Source organism: Streptococcus sp. 2579 (genome assembly GCF_013277195.1).
GTDB lineage: Bacteria > Bacillota > Bacilli > Lactobacillales > Streptococcaceae > Streptococcus.
Genome location: NZ_VMMM01000005.1, coordinates 57,853 through 77,184, shown reverse-complemented (window position 1 = coordinate 77,184; position 19,332 = coordinate 57,853). Strand labels below are relative to the sequence as shown.

The window sequence follows — 19,332 nt, the reverse complement described above, 5'->3', positions numbered from 1 at the left end:
TTATATCAAAATTTTAGACAATATGTGTAAAAAAGGAGAAACTATGTTTAAAGAATGGAAAGCAATTTTTAAAAAACCAACCTTTATTATTGTCATGATAGGGATTTCTCTTATTCCAGCTCTGTACAATATTATATTTTTGTCCTCAATGTGGGATCCGTATGGTCAATTGTCTGACTTACCTGTGGCAGTTGTCAATAATGATAAAGAGGCTTCCTATAATGGTAATACTATGGCAATAGGAAAAGACATGGTGTCCAATTTAAAAGAAAATAAAACCTTGGATTTTCATTTCGTGGATGAAGATGAAGGAAAGAAGGGATTGGAAGATGGAGATTACTATATGGTAGTGACTTTACCCAGTGATTTATCTGAAAAAGCAGCTTCTATTTTAACGGATCATCCAGAGCAAATGCAAATTGATTATCAGACTTCAAGTGGTCATAGCTTTATTGCCAGCAAGATGAGCGATTCTGCGATGACACAATTGAAGCAGAATGTTTCTACAAATGTAACTGAGACCTATACTAAAGCCTTATTTAACAAAATGATTGATTTAAAGGATGGCATGAGTCAAGCAGCTTCTGGTAGTGAAAAATTAACTGATGGAGCGAATCAGTTAGTGACAGGAAGTCAAACATTAACTACTAACCTACACTCTTTAGCAGCTTCAAGTTTAACCTTTTCAAATGGAACGGAGCAGTTTACTAAAGGATTATCTGCTTATGTTTCTGGTGTCGAACAACTTCATCTTGGCTTAGGGAATTTTAATAGTGGTTTAGTTACATATACTGGTGCAGTGAGTCAATTAGATAGCGGATTAGGTCAATTATCTTCTAAAAGTCCTGAATTAGTAAGAGGAATCAATCAGTTATATACTGGTGTAGAATCCTATACTGGCGGTGTTTCTCAGCTTAATGCTGGTCTTAATCAATTTTCATCTGGTGTTAGTGCCTATACAAATGGTGTGGGAAATCTTGCAACAGGTGCTAATCAGTTATCTAATCAATCAGCTACACTTCGAATGGGTGTGGAGCAATTAAGTGAAGGAATTCAACAACTTTCTAGCAAGTTAGATGCTTCGTCTGAGCAAAAAGATCAAATTAATCAATTATCTTCTGGTTTGAATCAGTTAAATCAAGCTATTCAAAATATTGATGTTGGAGATACAAAACAATTAGATTCTGTTTTATCAAGTATAGTATCTCTTTCTAATCAAATGTTAGCACGTGCTCAGTCTGATAAAGCGACTACATTAGCTAATATTCAATCGACAGCAGCTTATCAATCATTGACAAGTGAGCAACAAGCTGAGATAAGTGCTTCTGTATCTCAAAATTCAACTGATAGTATTCAATCTGCTCAGTCAATTGTAACTTTAGTACAAGGTTTACAGGGAAGTTTAGAAAACTTACAAAATCAATCTTCTAATCTTTCGACTTTAAAAAATCAAGCTAATCAAGTATTACCGCTTGCTTCTACTTCTTTGACAGGATTGTCAAGTGGATTAACAGAGATACAAGGAGCTGTTACTAGTAAATTAGTTCCTGCTAGTCAGTCGATTGCATCAGGTGTAAATACATATACTACAGGTGTTGATAAAGTTTCTCAGGGCGCAAGTCAACTAAGTGAAAAAAATGCCACCTTGACAGGTAGTTTGGATCAACTAGTTTCAGGCTCAAACACCTTGACACAAAAATCTTCTAACTTGACAGCAGGAGTTGGTCAATTAGTTGAAAAAACTCCAGAATTAGTGTCTGGGATTGAAAAATTATCAACTGGCTCTAACCAATTGAATCAAAAGAGTCAAGAATTGATAGCAGGAGTTGATAAATTGCAGTCAGGCTCTAGCCAACTAGTTGACAAATCCAGTCAGTTACTTTCAGGTGCTTCTCAATTAGAAAGTGGAGCTAATAAATTGGCAGATGGAGCTGGGAAACTAGCAGAAGGTGGAACAAAGTTAACTTCTGGATTGGAAGGTTTACAGATAGGAGTTGCTTCTTTGGGACAAGGATTAGGTAATGCTAGTGATCAACTCAAGTCAGCATCAACAGAATCTAAAAATGCAGAGATTTTGTCAAATCCTCTCAGTCTATCCAAAACTGACAATGACCAAGTTCCTGTAAATGGAATTGCAATGGCTCCTTATATGATATCAGTTGCTCTCTTTGTTGCAGCAATATCAACGAATATGATCTTTGCGAAGTTGCCTTCAGGACGTCATCCAGAGAGCCGTTGGGCTTGGTTGAAATCTCGAGCAGAAATAAATGGTATTATAGCTGTTTTAGCAGGAATTTTGGTATATGGAGGAGTTCATCTTATTGGTTTAACTGCAAATCATGAGATGAGAACATTTATTCTCATTATCCTAACAAGTTTAGTATTCATGTCCATGGTGACCGCTTTAACAACATGGAATAGTCGTATAGGAGCTTTCTTTTCTCTTATCTTGCTTTTATTACAGTTAGCATCAAGTGCAGGTACTTATCCACTTGCCTTGACAAATGATTTCTTTAGAGCTATTAATCCCTGGTTACCAATGAGTTATTCAGTTTCGGGATTACGACAAACAATCTCTATGACAGGAAATATTCATCATCAAGTTATTTTCCTTGCCGTTATATTAGTACTATTTATTTGTTTAGGTATGCTAGCCTATCAACCTAAGAAAATGGAAGAAGATTAAAAAAATCGACCAACTGGTCGATTTTTTTATGTCTTAGATGATTTTCGTTTGTGATTATAGATTCCAAATAGTAAAAGAGAAGTAAAGGAACAGATTGCTCCAGTAATAAAACCATTGGGAATAAAGGAAAGTGTAATAGTTCCTTTTCCCTTAGGAACGTCAACTTTCATAAAGCCAGTTTGAGCTTGTTTCATTTCTATTTTCTTATCATCTTGGTAGGCAGACCAACCTTTGTCATAAGGAATAGTGAAAAAAATAGATGTATCTTGTTGGACATCATATGTAGCAAAAACATTGTTTTTAGAAGTTGATACTGTGACAGGTTGTTCTTTAATTTTTTGAATTGCCTCAGTTAAAGTTTGGGTATCTAAACGGTAGAAGGTAGGAGATTCAAATGATACTTGTGAATTTCCAGGGAAACTAACATGAATATTAAAAGTTTTTGTATCTTTTGTATAGCCTAGATTAAAGAAGGAGAAGACATTATCAGTTGTAAAAGTTTTCTTTTCTCCATTTACAAGAATGTCAACCTTTTTTTGTTTGTCATTAGAAAAGTGAAGGTTTGTGAAAGAAAGATAAACTTGACTGTTTTCGGGAACCTCAATTTGATACTGGATTGCTGCATCCTCATTTGAAGAACTTGTAACACTAATCAAATCATTAGTATTTTCTGTTTTGTCATAAGGAATTGGAGAAAAATAATCAAAATCGACGTTAGCAAGTTGATTTAAAAACGAGGCCTGATTATCTAGAGTGTGTTCAGTGAACTTGACATCATTGTAAACAGATTGACTAGCAAATGCAATTGGAAGAGAGAATTGATTTTCATATAGGGTAAGATTATCTTTTTGATATACATCTTGGAAACCATACTTATCAATAGGGTTTTCTGAGATATTATACTGGATTCCAAATAAACTATCAGCCAAAATACTATTATTGGCATAACGGAGATTGAGATTAGTCCCAGAGGATTTAAATCCAAGTTTATCCAAAGTAGAGCTTGCTGAACGATTTCGAACAGATGAAAATTGAGAGATTCCATTGTAGTTGAATTTCATACTGTCATTTCCTGTCTGAGTCTCTAGTTTCTCAGTACGAGTAAATTGATTTCCAATATATGTTGAGAAAGATTCCATAGCTGGGATATCTCGATTATATGCACTTCGAGAAGCAAAGCCCCATTCTTTAGCAATTCCGTCCATTTGAGATGAAGCATTTAAACTTATTTCAACTATTATAAATAAAGAGATTAGAATGGCAAATAGATTTACAGAGATAAACTTTTTGATAACTGCAAGGAGTAAAAGAGAATAGACAACTAAAAATTCAAGAGTCAGTAGAATATTCAAATCTGTTAAAAAAGAATAATGTGATTTTAGATAGATGGTAGCTAAAAATCCTGTTACTATAAGAAAAATCGAAACTAAAAAATTCCAGATTTTAATTTCTTTCAGACGATTTAAGACTTCCGCTGCTGTGTAAATTAACAAGGTAGAGAAAATCCAAGAATAGCGATGTAAAAACATATTTGGAGTATGCATACCTTGCCAAAATAAATCAAGAGCTTCTATATAAAAGCTGGCAATTAGAAATGCAAAGAAAATTGCATAGATAAGTTTCACGTGAAACTTAATAGATTTCAGTGTAAAAAATAAAATGGTCAAAATAAAGGGAAGTAGTCCTACAAAAATCATTGGAATAGCCCTATACTTTGTTGTATCAAAGGAACCGATGAATTGCTTAGCAAAGAGATCAAGATACCAGCTACTTTCAGTTTGAAACTTTGTAACTTCAGTCAATTTTTCCCCATGTGTCTGTAAATCAAACAGAGTGGGAAGAGTCATAATCAAACTAGCCATACCAGCTAAAAAGGAGATAACTATGAAATCAAGAACCGATGATTTTCGAGTCTTAAAATCCCACGAAATTTGACAGAGATACCAGAAAATAAGAAATAATGCTGTCATATAGCCAAAATAATAGTTTTGGATAAATAAGATTGACAGACTTGTAAAGTATAATGTGAATTTCTTTTCAGTTATCAGTAGATGTAAACCAGTGATAATTAAAGGAATCAAGATAAAAACATCTAACCAGGTTTTTATCTCTAACTGACTAACGGTAAAGCTCATCAGAGCATAGGAAGTAGATAAAGCTAGTTTTAAAGGATTAGGAATCGATTGAAATAATTTATTTAAACTAAAGTAAGTTGACAGTCCAATCAATCCAAATTTTAAGAGAGTTGTCAGATAGACAGCATCTGGCATATTTGTTAGATCAAAAAAGTAAACTAGTGGTGAAAAGAAACTACCCAAGTAATAACTAGATAGGGCATAGAAATTTAATCCGAGGCCACTTGTAAAGGTGTAAAACAAACTACCATTTCCGTGTAGGATATTTCTTAGAGATATATCAAAAATAACGTATTGATGAAACCCATCTCCTAATAGTGGAGATGTATCGCTATTCCAGTAGATACCTTGAGATAGATATACTCCTATCATAATGATTATGGGAATGATGAAAGAAACAAAATAGGTCCAATATGTTTTAAAAAATAATTTCATGTTACCTCATAAAATGTTAGAAAACTCAGCTGGTTAACCCAACTGAGTTTTGAAGTTTTATTTAGTCTTTCCAAAGTTCTTTAACTTTTGCTTGTACTTCTGCATTTTCTAGGAATTCATCATAGGTTTCATCGATACGGTCAATGACGCCATTTTTAGACAAGACAATGATATGGTTGGCTAGAGTTTGAATAAACTCGTGGTCATGGCTGGCAAAGATGATTGATTCTTTAAAGTTTTTCAATCCATCATTCAAGCTTGAGATAGATTCCAAGTCCAAGTGATTGGTTGGATCATCAAGTACAAGGACATTTGATTTTAAGAGCATGAGTTTTGAAAGCATGACACGAACTTTTTCTCCCCCTGACAAGACATTTACAGGTTTGTTAACCTCATCTCCAGAGAAGAGCATACGGCCGAGGAAGCCACGTAGGAAAGTATTGTCATCTTCTTCTTTACTTGCGAATTGACGCAACCAGTCAAGGATTGACTCTCCTCCTGCAAAATCAGCTGAGTTATCTTTTGGCAGATAAGATTGACTAGTGGTAACTCCCCACTTGACAGTTCCTTCATAGTCAATGTCCCCCATGATTGCACGAATTAATGCAGTCGTTTGGATGTCATTTTGTCCAATAAGCGCTGTCTTATCACCTGGACGCAAGATGAAACTAATATTATCCAAGATAGTTTCACCATCAATCTTTACAGTTAGATTTTCTACTGTCAAGAGATCATTACCAATCTCACGTTCAGCTTTAAAGTTGATAAATGGATATTTACGACTAGATGGTACAATCTCTTCTAGCTCAATCTTATCAAGCATTTTCTTACGTGATGTTGCTTGTCTTGATTTAGAAGCATTAGCAGAGAAACGAGCTACGAATTCTTGCAATTGTTTAATTTTTTCTTCTGCTTTAGCATTACGGTCTGCTAGCAATTTAGCAGCGAGCTCAGAAGACTCCTTCCAGAAGTCGTAGTTTCCGACATAGAGTTTGATTTTTCCAAAGTCAAGGTCGGCCATGTGAGTACATACTTTGTTTAAGAAGTGACGGTCGTGGGATACTACGATAACTGTGTTATCAAAGTCAATCAAGAAGTCTTCTAACCAAGTAATCGATTGGATATCCAAACCGTTGGTAGGCTCGTCCAAAAGAAGAACATCAGGTTTACCAAAAAGTGCTTTGGCAAGGAGAACCTTTACTTTCTCACCGTTGGCTAATTCGCTCATGTTTTGGTAGTGTAATTCTTCTGGGATATTTAGGTTTTGAAGGAGTTGAGAGGCTTCACTCTCTGCTTCCCAACCTCCAAGTTCGGCAAACTCTCCTTCGAGTTCGGCAGCACGAACCCCGTCCTCGTCTGAGAAATCTTCCTTCATGTAGATTGCATCTTTCTCTTTCATGATGCTATAAAGTTTTTCATTTCCCATGATAACAACATCAATGGCACGTTCATCTTCATAGTCAAAGTGATTTTGACGGAGAACAGAGAGACGTTCATCTGGACCAAGAGAGATGTGACCAGTAGTAGGTTCGATATCTCCAGCTAAAATTTTTAAAAAGGTTGATTTTCCGGCACCATTAGCACCGATTAATCCATAAGTATTTCCTTCTGTAAATTTGATATTGACATCATCAAAAAGTTTGCGATCACTAAAACGTAGTGAAACATCAGATACTGTAAGCAATGTTTTTCTCCTATATGTGTAATATATTTATTCTACTAGAAAATACGGAAATATTCAAATTTTTATCTGTCAATTTTGTGTAAATTATATTTACATTATACTTTACACAAATCCGTGAATAGTAAGGTTGATTTATTTTGATAAATTGCGGTTATTTCATTAAAAAAATGCTATAATTGAAGGGACTATATCGAAGGAGAACAAAATGACTAAACCCATTATTTTAACAGGAGACCGTCCAACAGGAAAATTGCATATTGGACATTATGTTGGAAGTCTCAAAAATCGAGTATTATTACAGGAAGAGGATAAGTATGATATGTTTGTGTTCTTGGCTGACCAACAAGCCTTGACAGATCATGCTAAAGACCCTCAAACAATTGTAGAGTCTATCGGAAATGTGGCTTTGGATTACCTTGCAGTTGGATTGGATCCAAGTAAATCAACTATCTTTATTCAAAGCCAGATTCCAGAGTTGGCTGAGTTGTCTATGTATTATATGAATCTGGTGTCATTAGCACGTCTGGAGCGTAATCCAACTGTTAAGACAGAAATTGCTCAGAAAGGATTTGGAGAAAGCATTCCGACAGGATTCTTGGTCTATCCAATAGCTCAAGCAGCTGACATCACTGCTTTTAAGGCTAATTATGTTCCTGTTGGGACAGATCAGAAACCAATGATTGAGCAAACTCGTGAAATTGTCCGTTCTTTTAATAATGCATATAACTGTGATATCTTGGTAGAACCGGAAGGTATTTATCCAGAAAATGAGAGAGCAGGGCGTTTACCTGGTTTAGATGGAAATGCTAAAATGTCTAAATCACTCAATAACGGTATTTATTTAGCTGATGATGCGGATACTTTGCGTAAAAAAGTGATGAGTATGTATACAGATCCAGATCATATCCGCGTTGAGGATCCAGGTAAAATTGAAGGAAATATGGTTTTCCATTATCTAGATGTTTTTGGTCGTCCAGAAGATGCTCAAGAAATTGCTGACATGAAAGAACATTATCAACGAGGTGGTCTTGGTGATGTGAAGACCAAGCGTTATCTACTTGAAATATTAGAACGTGAACTGGGTCCTATTCGTGATCGCCGTATTGAATTTGCTAAGGATATGGGAGAAGTTTATAATATGCTTCAAAAAGGTAGTGAAAGAGCGCGTGAAGTTGCGGGTCAAACCCTATCTGATGTTAAAGGAGCAATGGGACTTCATTACTTTAACTAAGTTTATTTTACAAGAAACTATCATTTCTATCTCGAAGAAAAGATAGTTTTTTATTTACCCCTGTAACATTTGACAAATTTTTATAGAATGGTATGATAGATACAATATAAAAAGAGTCAAGCTCAAAAAGAAAGAAAAGAGGAAACTTCGAATGTCTAATTGGGACACTAAATTTTTGAAAAAAGGTTTTACCTTTGATGATGTATTGCTTATTCCAGCTGAAAGTCATGTGTTGCCTAACGATGCAGATTTAACAACTAAATTGGCAGATAATCTGACTTTAAATATCCCAATTATTACCGCTGCCATGGACACAGTTACAGAGAGTCAAATGGCCATTGCTATTGCTCGTGCAGGCGGTCTCGGAGTTATCCATAAAAACATGTCAATTGCTCAACAAGCAGACGAGGTTCGCAAGGTAAAACGTTCTGAAAATGGAGTTATTATTGATCCGTTCTTCTTGACGCCTGAACATACAATTGCTGAAGCAGATGAGCTTATGGGTCGTTACCGCATCAGTGGTGTTCCAGTTGTTGAAACACTTGAAAATCGTAAATTGGTTGGTATTTTGACAAACCGAGATCTTCGTTTTATTTCAGATTATAACCAACCAATTTCAAACCATATGACTAGTGAAAATCTTGTGACTGCTCCTGTGGGTACAGATCTTGCAATAGCTGAGAGCATTCTTCAAGAACACCGTATTGAAAAGCTTCCGTTGGTAGATGAAGAAGGTCGTCTTTCTGGTTTGATTACTATCAAAGATATTGAAAAAGTTATTGAGTTTCCAAATGCTGCTAAAGATGAGTTTGGTCGTCTACTAGTTGCAGGTGCAGTAGGTGTTACTTCAGATACATTTGAACGTGCAGAGGCTCTTTTTGAAGCAGGAGCGGATGCGATTGTTATTGATACTGCACATGGTCATTCTGCAGGTGTCTTGCGTAAAATTGCTGAGATTCGTGCTCACTTCCCAGATCGTACTTTGATTGCTGGAAATATTGCAACTGCTGAAGGTGCACGTGCCCTTTACGAAGCAGGTGTAGATGTTGTCAAGGTTGGGATTGGACCAGGTTCTATCTGTACTACTCGTGTGATTGCTGGTGTTGGTGTTCCGCAAGTAACAGCTATCTACGATGCTGCAGCTGTTGCGCGTGAATATGGAAAAACGATCATTGCTGACGGTGGAATCAAGTATTCTGGAGATATTGTAAAAGCCCTTGCTGCAGGTGGAAATGCAGTTATGCTTGGATCTATGTTTGCTGGAACTGATGAAGCTCCAGGTGAAACTGAAATCTTCCAAGGACGTAAGTTCAAGACTTATCGTGGTATGGGATCAATTGCTGCTATGAAAAAAGGCTCAAGCGATCGTTACTTCCAAGGTTCTGTTAATGAAGCAAACAAACTTGTTCCAGAAGGAATTGAAGGTCGTGTTGCTTATAAAGGAGCGGCAGCTGATATTGTCTTCCAAATGATTGGCGGTATCCGATCTGGTATGGGTTACTGTGGTGCGGCTAACCTTAAAGAACTACATGATAATGCTCAATTTATTGAAATGTCTGGTGCTGGTTTGAAAGAAAGCCATCCTCATGATGTGCAAATTACTAATGAGGCACCAAATTATTCTATGTAAAAAACAATGAAAAGAACTCCCGTGAAAACAGGAGTTCTTTTACGATATTGTCAATTTTAATTTACACTAACTTTACCATCCTGAATAGTAAAGATACTTAGATTTTCTGGCAGATTTTGAAGATGATCTAAGCTTGTTGTTGTGATAAAGGTTTGGATTGAATGAGAAATCGTTTCTAATAATTTTAGTTGTCTAGTATTGTCAAGTTCGCTCATAACATCGTCAAGCAGTAATATTGGAGATTCTGTAGTAATGTTTTCCATTAATTCGATTTCTGCTAATTTTATCGAGAGGACGAGACTACGATGTTGACCTTGACTTCCAAAACTAGCATCCATCCCATTTATATAAAAAGAAATATCATCTCGATGAGGCCCAACACCAGTATTCTTTTTAAATAAATCTCTGGTCCTACTTTTTTCTAAAGCAATTTTGAAAGATTCTGATAAGTCTTCCTTGTCAGTTATCTTTACAGAAGATTGATAGGATATTGACAGTTCTTCAATCTGATTAGAAAGTTCAAAATGTTTCTTACAACCAAAATGCTCTAGTTTTTTTATGAAATCTAAGCGGTGATTCATTACACGACATCCATAATCAACTAGCTGATCATCTAAGACTGAAAGGAAGGTTTCATCTATTTTTTGAGCTGATTTTAGGTAAGTGTTTCTTTGCTTTAGGATGTGGTTATAATTGGTTAAGTCAGATAAATAGATTGGCTTGATTTGTCCAAGTTCCATATCAATGAATTTTCGTCGAACCGAAGGTGCTCCTTTAATTAGTTGTAAATCTTCAGGAGCAAATAAGACAACATTCATGTGTCCTACATAATCTGAAAGGCGTGCCTGTTTTAAATGATTAACTTTTGTCACACGTCCTTTTTGTGTTAGTTCGATTTCGAGGGGAATAGATCCCGTTTTTTTCTGAACAAGACCTGAAAGATGAAGTTGTTCCTCATCAAAATGAATGAGATTTTTATCTGTTCGAGTTCGATGACTACGCGTTAAGGCTAAAAAATAGATAGCCTCTAACATATTTGTTTTTCCTTGTGCATTACGTCCCAAAAAGACATTCAATTTAGGATTAAAGTCTATTTTCGTCTCTTTGTAATTACGAAAAGTCTTGAGAGATAGGTGTTGTAGCCACATGATTATCTACCAGGGAATCGCGGAGCTTGTTTGCTTTTTGGTGATGAAGTAGGTTTAGAGTTGTCTTTTTTTACTCCTTTATTCATCTCCTTAACAAGTTTAGCGATTCGTTCTTTTTCAACTTTATCAGCTTGGTATTCATCTAGTTCTTCAGAAGTAGGTTGTGTCAACAAGATGTCAATATTCATGTCAGGGATGTCAACTTTATCGCCAATACGAAGTTTTTTACCGCGACGACTCTCTAATTCCCCATTAAAGTAAACAGAATGTTCAGAGAGAAAGGATTTGATAGCTCCTCCGCTATGTGTAATTCCAAGTTCTTTGAGTAGTGCTTGGAGAGTAATAAATTCTTCAAATAATTTGTATTCCATAATTCACCTCAATCTTTGGTATTATACCATATTTTCCTAAAAATAGTGAGAGAAACAGGGAGAAATGTAAGCGATTTTTATTTCAAAAGTGTTACAGAGAACAAGAAAATTTCAGGTTTTCGTGATATAATAGAAGTCTGTATATAAGGAGGTAAATCATGGAGTTAGTGCATGGAATTTCAACACATTTTATCCAATCAAAAAAGTTTAAAACGAACAAAATCGCCGTGCGTTTTACCACTCCATTATCCCTCGATACGATTGCAGGTCGCATGTTGAGTGCGAGTATGCTAGAGACTGCTAATCAGATGTACCCCACTTCTCAAGATTTGAGAAGACATTTAGCCAGTCTATACGGTACAGATATGTCAACCAATTGTTTCAGAAGAGGGCAAAGTCACATTGTAGAATTGACATTTACCTATGTTCGTGATGAGTTTTTAAGTAGGAAAAATATGCTAACTTCTCAGGTTTTGGAACTTGTAAAAGAAACTCTTTTTTCACCCGTAGTAGTTGATAATGGGTTTGATTCGGCCTTATTTGAAATTGAGAAAAAGCAATTGCTAGCAAGTTTAGCAGCTGATATGGATGATTCTTTTTATTTCGCACATAAAGAATTAGATAAATTATTTTTTCATGATGAACGTCTCCAATTGGAATATAGTGATTTACGAAATCGTATTTTAGCTGAAACTCCACAAAGTTCTTATTCTTGTTTCCAAGAATTTTTGGCCAATGATCGAATCGATTTCTTTTTCCTAGGTGATTTTAATGAGGTTGAAATTCAAAATGTATTAGAATCATTTGCCTTTAAAGGTCGAGAAGTGGATGTGAAGATTCAATATTGCCAACCTTATTCCAATATCTTGCAAGAAGGCATGGTTAGGAAAAATGTGGGACAGTCTATTTTAGAGTTGGGATATCATTGCTCTGCTGAATATGGTGATGAGCAACATTTCCCCATGATTGTAATGAATGGTTTACTTGGTGGATTTGCTCACTCTAAACTATTTACAAATGTCCGTGAAAATGCTGGATTGGCTTATACTATTTCAAGTCAGCTTGATTTGTTTAGTGGATTCTTGAGGATGTATGCTGGTATCAATCGAGAAAATCGTAACCAGGCTCGTAAAATGATGAATAATCAACTGATTGATTTAAAAAAAGGATATTTTACAGAGCTTGAGTTAGAGCAGACCAAGGAAATGATTCGTCGGTCTTTGTTACTTTCTCAAGATAATCAATCTTCATTGATTGAACGTGCTTATCAAAATGCCTTACTTGGAAAATTTTCGGCAGACTTTAAAAGTTGGATTGCAAAACTCGAGCAAGTTGCCAAAGATGATATTTGTAGAGCAGCTAATAATGTGAAACTACAGGCGATTTACTTTATGGAAGGAATAGAATGACAAAGGTTATTTTTGAAGAAAAATACTATCCAGCTGTAAAAGAAATGGTTTATCGGACTCGTTTGGCCAACGGATTGACAGTTGCTCTTTTGCCTAAAAAGGAATTTAAAGAGGTTTACGGGAGTGTCACTGTTCAGTTTGGTTCAGCAGATGCGCTTGTCACAGGAGTTGACGGAGCTGTAAAACAATATCCTGCAGGAATTGCTCATTTTCTTGAACATAAATTATTTGAAAGAGAAGATTCTAGCGACTTGATGTCGGCTTTTACGAGTCTAGGTGCAGATAGTAATGCCTTTACAAGCTTTACAAAAACAAGTTATCTTTTTTCAGCAACGGATCATTTTTTAGAAAATTTAGACTTACTTGATGAATTGGTAACATCAGCACACTTTACTGAAGATTCCATTTTAAGAGAGCAGGATATTATCCAGCAAGAACGAGAAATGTATCAAGATGATCCAGATTCGTGTTTATTCTTTTCAACTTTAGCGAATTTGTATCCTGGCACACCTTTAGCAACTGATATAGTTGGCAGTGAGGAGTCAATTTCCCAAATCCATCTAACTAATTTGCAAGAAAATTTTACAAGATTTTATAAATCTGTAAACATGTCTCTGTTTTTAGTTGGTAATTTTGATGTGGAGCGAGTACAGAACTACTTTGGAAGAAAAGAACTGAAAGATTTAGATGTTCAGGAACTAGCAAGAGAAAAATTTGTTTTACAGGCTGTGAAGTCAACAGACAGTATGAGAATGGAAGTATCTTCTCCCAAACTAGCGATTGGAGTTAGAGGTAAGCGAGAAGTTGCTGAGGCGGATTGCTATCGACATCATATTTTATTAAAATTATTGTTTGCAATGATGTTTGGTTGGACTTCGGATCGTTTTCAAAAATGTTATGAATCAGGTAAATTAGATGCTTCCCTATCTCTTGAAATTGAAGTAACAAGTCGCTTTCATTTTGTCATGTTGACAATGGATACGAAAGAGCCAGTTGCTTTGTCTCATCAATTCAGGAAGGCTATTCGTAATTTTACAAAGGATTTAGATATTACAGAGGAACATTTAGATATTATCAAAAGAGAGATGTTTGGCGAATTTTTCAGTAGCATGAACTCTCTTGAATTTATTGCAACGCAATATGATGCTTTTGAACATGGTGAGACAATTTTTGACTTACCAAAGATTTTACAGGAAATTACTTTAGAGGATGTCCTTGAAGCAGGACATCACTTAATAGATGAAGGGGATATAGTTGATTTTACAATATTCCCATCGTAGTAACCTATCATAATAGATACTAGAAAGAAGGGATGACAAGTATGAGGAAAAAAACAATTGGTGAGGTTTTACGATTAGCTAGAATCAATCAGGGATTGAGTTTAGATGAATTGCAGAAAAAGACAGAAATCCAGTTAGATATGTTGGAAGCAATGGAAGCAGACGATTTCGATCAACTTCCAAGTCCTTTTTACACGCGTTCTTTCTTGAAAAAATATGCATGGGCTGTTGAGTTAGATGATCAAATTGTTTTGGATGCTTATGATTCTGGGAGTATGATTACTTATGAGGAAGTAGATGTTGATGAAGATGAGTTGACAGGTCGTAGACGTTCAAGTAAGAAAAAGAAGAAAAAAACATCCTTTTTACCTTTATTTTATTTTATCCTTTTTGCTTTATCGATTTTAATTTTTGTGACCTATTATGTTTGGAACTATATTCAAACTCAACCAGAGGGGTCTTCTCTTTCTAATTACAGTGTGGTTCAATCAACAAGTTCAATAAGTTCAACTAGCTCTGTTCCCCACTCTTCAAGTAGTAGTTCATCTAGCAGTTCTTCTAGTGTAGAATCAACTATAAGTGTATCAGGTGAAGGAAATCATGTAGAAATCGCTTATAAGACAAGTAAAGAAACAGTTAAATTGCAATTGGCAGTTTCAGATGTTACAAGTTGGGTCAGCGTTTCAGAAAGCGAACTTGAGGGCGGTGTAACCCTATCGCCAGAGAAGAAAAGTGCAGAAGCAACAGTTGCAACTAAAAGTCCTGTAACCATTACATTAGGTGTTGTAAAAGGTGTTACTTTGACAGTAGATAATCAGACTGTTGATTTATCGAAGTTAACAGCGCAGACTGGACAAATCACTGTAACCTTTACTAAAAATTAAGGAAAAACGAATGAAAAAAGAACAAATTCCCAATCTCTTAACAATAGGTCGAATTCTCTTTATACCTATTTTTATCTTTATTTTAACGATAGGAAATTCGATAGAAAGTCATATAGTGGCAGCTATTATCTTTTCTATTGCCAGTATTACCGACTATTTAGATGGATATTTAGCACGTAAATGGAATGTGGTCAGTAATTTTGGTAAATTTGCAGATCCCATGGCGGATAAGTTACTAGTTATGTCGGCTTTTATTATGTTGATTGAGTTAGATATGGCTCCGGCTTGGATTGTTGCAGTGATTATCTGTCGAGAGTTGGCTGTGACAGGTTTAAGGCTTTTATTGGTTGAAACTGGTGGAAAAGTTTTAGCAGCAGCAATGCCTGGAAAAATTAAAACTTTCAGTCAGATGTTTGCCATTATTTTCTTGCTATTACATTGGACTTTGCTTGGTCAAGTTCTACTTTATGTAGCCTTGTTTTTCACTATCTACTCTGGCTATGATTATTTCAAGGGTAGTGCTTATGTATTTAAAGGGACATTTGGTTCGAAATGAAATCAATAATTGATGTAAAAAATCTTTCTTTTCGCTATAAGGAAAGTCAGGAATACTATGATGTGAAAGATATTACGTTTCACGTGAAACGTGGAGAATGGCTTTCGATTGTAGGGCATAATGGTAGTGGTAAATCAACGACTGTCCGGTTAATCGATGGCTTATTGGAAGCGGAATCTGGAGAGATTGTAATTGATGGTCAACGGCTGACTGAGGAAAATGTTTGGAATATACGTCGTCAAATCGGTATGGTTTTTCAAAATCCAGACAATCAATTTGTTGGAGCGACTGTTGAAGATGATGTTGCTTTTGGTTTGGAAAATCAGGGCCTTTCTCGTCAAGAAATGAAAAAGAGAGTGGAAGAAGCTCTGGCTTTAGTTGGCATGTTAGACTTTAAAAAGAGAGAGCCGGCGCGTCTATCAGGTGGCCAAAAGCAACGTGTGGCCATTGCAGGCGTTGTAGCCCTAAGACCAGCTATTTTAATCTTAGATGAAGCAACGAGTATGTTGGACCCTGAGGGGCGTAGAGAACTGATTGAGACAGTACAGGGAATTCGGAAAGACTATGATATGACGGTCATTTCTATTACCCATGATTTGGAAGAAGTTGCCATGAGTGACCGCGTATTGGTCATGAAAAAAGGGGAAATTGAATCAACTAGTAGCCCAAGAGAACTTTTCTCTCGAAATGATTTAGATCAAATTGGATTAGACGATCCTTTTGCCAATCAAGTAAAATATTCTTTGAGCCAGAATAGCTATGATTTACCTGAAAATTATTTGACAGAAAGTGAGCTAGAGGATAAATTATGGGAATTGCTCTAGAAAATGTGAGTTTTACATATCAAGAAGGGACTCCCTTAGCTTCAACAGCTTTGTCGGATGTTTCTTTGACGATTGAAGATGGTTCTTATACGGCTTTAATTGGGCACACAGGTAGTGGTAAATCAACTATTTTACAACTCTTAAATGGTTTATTGGTGCCAAGTCAAGGGAGTGTGAGGGTTTTTGATACCTTAATCACCTCGACTTCTAAAAATAAAGATATTCGTCAAATTAGAAAACAGGTTGGCTTGGTATTTCAGTTTGCTGAAAATCAGATTTTTGAAGAAACGGTTTTGAAAGACGTTGCTTTTGGACCGCAAAATTTTGGAGTTTCTGAAGAAGATGCGGAGAAGATTGCGCGTGAGAAACTGGCTCTGGTTGGAATTGATGAATCACTTTTTAATCGCAGTCCGTTTGAGTTGTCAGGGGGACAAATGAGACGTGTTGCCATTGCAGGCATACTTGCCATGGAGCCAGCTATATTAGTCTTAGATGAGCCAACAGCTGGCCTAGATCCTCTGGGTAGAAAAGAGTTGATGAATTTGTTCAAAAAACTCCACCAGTCAGGGATGACCATCGTCTTGGTAACGCATTTGATGGATGATGTTGCTGAATATGCGAATCAAGTCTATGTAATGGAAAAGGGACGTTTGGTTAAGGGTGGTAAACCGAGTGATGTCTTTCAAGATGTTGTTTTTATGGAAGAAGTGCAGTTGGGAGTACCTAAGATTACGGCTTTCTGTAAACGATTGGCTGATAGAGGCGTGTCATTTAAACGATTACCGATTAAGATAGAGGAGTTCAAGGAGTCGCTAAATGGATAGTATGATTTTGGGGCGTTATATCCCAGGGGATTCGATTGTTCACCGATTGGATCCACGTAGCAAATTGCTTGCTATGATGTTACTAATTTTGATCGTTTTTTGGGCTAATAATCCCTTGACGAATCTAATTCTTTTTATAGCGACAGGGATATTTATTGCCTTGTCAGGAGTATCTCTTTCATTTTTTATTCAGGGCTTGAAGTCTATGTTTTTCTTGATTGCCTTCACAACTATTTTTCAACTATTTTTCATTTCTAATGGGAATGTGTTATTTGAGTTTTCGTTTGTGAGAATCACAGATTATGCTTTGCAACAAGCTGGGATTATTTTTTGTCGTTTTGTATTGATTATTTTCTTTTCAACTTTGTTAACCTTAACGACCATGCCCTTAAGTTTGGCATCAGCTGTCGAAGCTTTATTAGCACCTTTAAAGCGTGTGAAAGTTCCAGTTCATGAAATTGGTTTGATGCTGTCCATGAGTCTACGTTTTGTTCCGACCTTAATGGATGATACGACGCGGATTATGAATGCACAGAAAGCGCGTGGAGTGGATTTTGGTGAAGGAAGCATCGTTCAAAAAGTAAAGGCGATGATTCCTATTTTGATTCCTCTTTTTGCAACAAGTTTAAAACGTGCAGATTCCTTGGCTATCGCCATGGAAGCGCGTGGTTATCAGGGTGGAAAAGGTAGAAGTCAATACCGACAACTGAAATGGACTCGAAAGGATACGCTGACTATTCTTGTTATTATCGTACTTGGTTGTTGCTTATTTTTCTTAAAATCTTAGTAGCTTTTAGGAATTGATAAAAAGTTACTGTAACAGTTTTTGATATAAAGGTAGGGATATGAACCGTTTTAAAAAATCAAAATATGTCATTATTGTTTTTGTCACTGTTCTGCTTGTCTCAGCTCTCTTAGCGACGACTTATTCAAGTACAATTGTGACAAAATTAGGAGATGGGATCTCATTGGTTGATAGAGTTGTGCAAAAACCTTTTCGGTGGTTTGATTCTGTCAAATCAGATTTGGCTCATTTGACACGAACATATAATGAAAATGAAAGTTTGAAGAAACAGATTTACCAGTTAGAAGTCAAATCAAATGAGGCGGAAAGTTTAAAGACGGAAAATGAACAACTGCGCCAATTGCTTGATATGAAGTCTAAATTGCAAGCCACAAAGACTTTAGCAGCAGATGTTATTATGCGTTCTCCGGTATCTTGGAAGCAGGAGTTGACCTTAGATGCAGGTAGATCAAAAGGTGCTTCTGAGAACATGTTAGCTATTGCAAATGGTGGCTTGATTGGGAGTGTTTCAAAAGTGGAGGACAACTCTACTATGGTCAACCTTCTGACAAATACGGAAAATGCTGATAAGATTTCTGTTAAAATTCAACACGGCACTACTACAATTTATGGAATTATTGTTGGCTACGACAAGGAAAATGAAGTTCTTAAAATTAGTCAATTAAATAGTAATAGCGATATTAGTACAGGCGATAAGGTAACAACAGGTGGATTAGGAAACTTTAACGTTGCTGATATTCCTGTAGGTGAAGTGGTTGCCACAACGCATAGTACAGACTATTTGACACGAGAAGTAACTGTTAAATTGAGTGCAGATACTCATAATGTGGATGTGATAGAATTAGTGGGGAATTCATAATGAGACAGTTGAAGCGGGTTGGAGTGTTTTTATTGCTCCCTTTCTTTGTTCTAATTGACGCCCATATTAGCCAGCTTCTGGGCTCATTTTTCCCCCATGTACATTTAGCTAGTCATTTTCTTTTTCTATTTCTCTTATTTGAGACGATAGAAGTATCAGAATATCTCTACCTAGTCTATTGTTTTGTGATAGGCTTGGTTTACGATGTTTACTTTTTCCATCTAATAGGGATTGCAACTCTCTTATTTATCTTATTGGGAGCCTTTCTTCATAAATTGAATAGTGTTATTTTATTGAATCGTTGGACACGAATGCTCTCTATGATTGTACTGACATTCCTGTTTGAAATGGGTAGTTATCTTTTGGCTTTTATGGTAGGGTTGACAGTGGATAACATGTCGATTTTTATAGTCTATAGCTTGGTACCGACGATGATTTTAAATTTTTTATGGATTACTGTTTTTCAATTTATTTTTGAAAAATATTATCTATAAGAACGACATATAAATGTAACAAAGGCGTAATATTTATTGGAGTTTTTTTTGGTATACTAGTATTGTCTTAAACAGAA

Annotated in this window: 16 protein-coding genes; 12 read left to right on the top strand and 4 right to left on the bottom strand. The window is 35.9% G+C overall.

Annotated features, from left to right (window positions below; genetic code table 11):
* The first annotated feature begins 43 nt into the window (after positions 1–43).
* The gene (locus tag HT725_RS02815; protein ID WP_173234348.1) at positions 44–2,686 is read left to right on the top strand and encodes a YhgE/Pip domain-containing protein; all 2,643 of its coding nucleotides are present in this window, start codon (positions 44–46) and stop codon (positions 2,684–2,686) included.
* Positions 2,687–2,712: 26 nt separating this feature from the next.
* On the opposite strand, the gene HT725_RS02810 is transcribed toward HT725_RS02815, so the two are convergent.
* Together HT725_RS02810 and HT725_RS02805 are read right to left on the bottom strand one after the other, a co-directional pair.
* A complete protein-coding gene (locus tag HT725_RS02810) occupies positions 2,713–5,256 on the bottom strand; it encodes a YfhO family protein (protein ID WP_173253021.1) in 2,544 nt (847 codons plus the stop codon).
* Positions 5,257–5,317: 61 nt separating this feature from the next.
* On the bottom strand, positions 5,318–6,940 hold the full coding sequence (locus HT725_RS02805; RefSeq protein ID WP_000958772.1) for an ATP-binding cassette domain-containing protein: 1,623 nt from the start codon (positions 6,938–6,940) through the stop codon (positions 5,318–5,320).
* A 205-nt stretch (positions 6,941–7,145) separates the two neighbouring features.
* Here HT725_RS02805 and trpS point away from each other — a divergent pair, with 205 nt between their 5' ends.
* The gene (gene trpS, locus HT725_RS02800; protein ID WP_112445427.1) at positions 7,146–8,171 is read left to right on the top strand and encodes a tryptophan--tRNA ligase; all 1,026 of its coding nucleotides are present in this window, start codon (positions 7,146–7,148) and stop codon (positions 8,169–8,171) included.
* A 151-nt stretch (positions 8,172–8,322) separates the two neighbouring features.
* Complete coding sequence (gene guaB / locus HT725_RS02795) at positions 8,323–9,801, top strand: IMP dehydrogenase (protein WP_000073402.1); 1,479 nt, start codon at positions 8,323–8,325, stop codon at positions 9,799–9,801.
* Positions 9,802–9,857: 56 nt separating this feature from the next.
* Here the strand turns inward: guaB and recF are convergent, their stop codons facing one another.
* Both recF and yaaA read right to left on the bottom strand, forming a co-directional pair.
* On the bottom strand, positions 9,858–10,949 hold the full coding sequence (gene recF, locus HT725_RS02790; RefSeq protein ID WP_112445429.1) for a DNA replication/repair protein RecF: 1,092 nt from the start codon (positions 10,947–10,949) through the stop codon (positions 9,858–9,860).
* A gap of 2 nt (positions 10,950–10,951) precedes the next feature.
* A complete protein-coding gene (gene yaaA / locus HT725_RS02785; protein ID WP_061438545.1) occupies positions 10,952–11,320 on the bottom strand; it encodes a S4 domain-containing protein YaaA in 369 nt (122 codons plus the stop codon).
* 158 nt (positions 11,321–11,478) lie between these two features.
* On the opposite strand from yaaA, the gene HT725_RS02780 reads away from it, so the two are divergent.
* The 9 genes from HT725_RS02780 to mreD are packed head-to-tail and all read left to right on the top strand — an operon-like array spanning position 11,479 to position 19,255.
* Entirely contained in the window at positions 11,479–12,729 is a 1,251-nt protein-coding gene (locus HT725_RS02780; RefSeq protein WP_112445431.1) for a pitrilysin family protein, read from the top strand.
* Entirely contained in the window at positions 12,726–14,009 is a 1,284-nt protein-coding gene (locus HT725_RS02775; RefSeq protein WP_173253020.1) for a pitrilysin family protein, read from the top strand. Before HT725_RS02780 ends, HT725_RS02775 begins: the two co-directional genes overlap by 4 nt.
* A gap of 41 nt (positions 14,010–14,050) precedes the next feature.
* Positions 14,051–14,893 (top strand): cytoskeleton protein RodZ, encoded by an 843-nt coding sequence (rodZ, locus tag HT725_RS02770; RefSeq protein WP_173253033.1) that lies wholly within the window; start codon positions 14,051–14,053, stop codon positions 14,891–14,893.
* A gap of 10 nt (positions 14,894–14,903) precedes the next feature.
* Positions 14,904–15,449 carry a CDP-diacylglycerol--glycerol-3-phosphate 3-phosphatidyltransferase gene (gene pgsA / locus HT725_RS02765; protein WP_061654441.1) on the top strand — a complete coding sequence of 182 codons (546 nt, stop codon included), beginning with the start codon at positions 14,904–14,906 and terminating at the stop codon, positions 15,447–15,449.
* A complete protein-coding gene (locus HT725_RS02760) occupies positions 15,446–16,273 on the top strand; it encodes an energy-coupling factor ABC transporter ATP-binding protein (RefSeq protein ID WP_173253019.1) in 828 nt (275 codons plus the stop codon). Before pgsA ends, HT725_RS02760 begins: the two co-directional genes overlap by 4 nt.
* Positions 16,258–17,097, top strand: coding sequence for an energy-coupling factor transporter ATPase (locus tag HT725_RS02755; RefSeq protein WP_061088579.1), 840 nt, complete (start codon positions 16,258–16,260; stop codon positions 17,095–17,097). Before HT725_RS02760 ends, HT725_RS02755 begins: the two co-directional genes overlap by 16 nt.
* Positions 17,090–17,884, top strand: a complete 795-nt coding sequence (locus HT725_RS02750) for an energy-coupling factor transporter transmembrane protein EcfT (RefSeq protein WP_020902295.1) — start codon at positions 17,090–17,092, stop codon at positions 17,882–17,884. The genes HT725_RS02755 and HT725_RS02750 overlap by 8 nt, the downstream gene beginning before the upstream one ends.
* Before the next feature lie 58 nt (positions 17,885–17,942).
* On the top strand, positions 17,943–18,761 hold the full coding sequence (mreC, locus tag HT725_RS02745; RefSeq protein ID WP_061654451.1) for a rod shape-determining protein MreC: 819 nt from the start codon (positions 17,943–17,945) through the stop codon (positions 18,759–18,761).
* Complete coding sequence (gene mreD / locus HT725_RS02740) at positions 18,761–19,255, top strand: rod shape-determining protein MreD (RefSeq protein WP_061654453.1); 495 nt, start codon at positions 18,761–18,763, stop codon at positions 19,253–19,255. The genes mreC and mreD overlap by 1 nt, the downstream gene beginning before the upstream one ends.
* The last annotated feature ends 77 nt before the right edge of the window (positions 19,256–19,332 follow it).